Annotated in this window: 1 protein-coding gene; it reads right to left on the bottom strand. The window is 63.3% G+C overall.

From position 1 onward, the window contains the following. Positions 1 to 179: 179 nt before the first annotated feature. Positions 180 to 581 (bottom strand): MarR family winged helix-turn-helix transcriptional regulator, encoded by a 402-nt coding sequence (locus tag ACO1BU_RS37420; protein ID WP_424140910.1) that lies wholly within the window; start codon positions 579 to 581, stop codon positions 180 to 182. Positions 582 to 1296: the final 715 nt, after the last annotated feature.

A 1296-nucleotide genomic window follows, 5' to 3' on the forward strand; every position in this document is an offset into this window, starting at 1 on the left:
TCCGCTCGGCGGCGGACAGGCTCCTGCGCAGGGGCTTCGTCCAGGTTCACCGGGTCGTGTTCACTGACGGGAGGGCCATCGGCAGGGGCCGACATCCGCCGTGCCGGAATGGACGACGAGGACCTCGTCGCAGTGGCCTGTTCCGTAGAGTGGGCGGATCCTTCGGGCATCGGGCGCTTTTAGGCAGCTTCGTCCGGCAGGGATGCCGTGGCTATCAGGTTGGCTTTCATTTGAAGCAGGGCTTCGATGACCTGGTGCCGCGTGGCCGCTGGCAAGCCGGCCGTTAGCTCGCGGTGCAACCTCTCACGATAGGCAGTGATCTCCCGGAGCACTGGAGCCGCGCGGTCAGTCAGGTAAAGCCGCCAGCAACGCCGGTCGTTCGGATCGTGCTGCCGCTCCACCAGCCCGTGGGCCTCCAGGCGGTCAACCAGCCGGCCCGCTGTGATGGGCTCGACCTCAAGCGCGTCCGCCAGCTCCCGCTGGGTCATACCGTCCTGGCGCTCCAATTGCACCAGAACAACCCACTGCGCGCGGGTCATGCCCCGTAGCCGGGCGCGGCGATCGGCATGGGTACGAGCCATGCGACCAACGTCGCTAAGCAGGATTAAGAGATCGCGGTTCAGCTGAGGCACATCTTCTCCCCTGACCCAGGGCGGACATACTGTAAGCGGCGTTACTATCGGTCAAGCTTGAATTGGGCGGGTCAGTGGCTGTTTCGCGATTTGCGTTGGTTGGCCTGGCCGCGTCCGGGGCCATGACCGGTCGACAGCGCTAGTTCGGCGTCATCCTGGACGTCCCTGGGAGAGACGAGGGTCTGCTAACGAAACCAGGAATCAAAGGAGGGCAACAAGGCGGAACCGGCGGCGGTTCACGGCCCAGGCGATCAAGCGGCTTCTGGCTCGCTGGCTGCCGGCAAGTTATGGCTTTACAAACCGACCGGGCGGTCTATGGTTTTTCCCTCAGGCGGCAACGATGCTCCCCATTCCGGGTAGCCGCCTCGGGGTTCGCTGCTGCTGACTTCACTCGCAGTGTGGCCCATTTCGCGTGCCGCTCCCGTCTCCTCCTGTGGCACGCTGTATCGATGCGAAGGAGTTTTGGATGTCGGCATCTACTTTCTCTTCCGGCAGTTCCGCGGAGCCGAACATGCCATGGAACACGATGTTTCCACGTTTTCTATCTCTGTTGCACGTGGTTCAGCACTCGCAGCAGGCCATGTGTGACGCCACCCAGCGTGAGATGGAAATCCTCTCGGAGACGCAGAACCGGGTGAGTGCTGCCCTACAGCGTCTGTGTGGC

Origin of the sequence: Roseomonas chloroacetimidivorans (genome assembly GCF_049629625.1) — a bacterium.
GTDB lineage: Bacteria > Pseudomonadota > Alphaproteobacteria > Acetobacterales > Acetobacteraceae > Roseomonas > Roseomonas chloroacetimidivorans.

What these genes read in the sequence shown, in the direction of transcription:
- ACO1BU_RS37420 (WP_424140910.1), bottom strand. Translation starts at nt 581, where the DNA reads ATGGCTCGTACCCATGCCGATCGCCGCGCCCGGCTACGGGGCATGACC.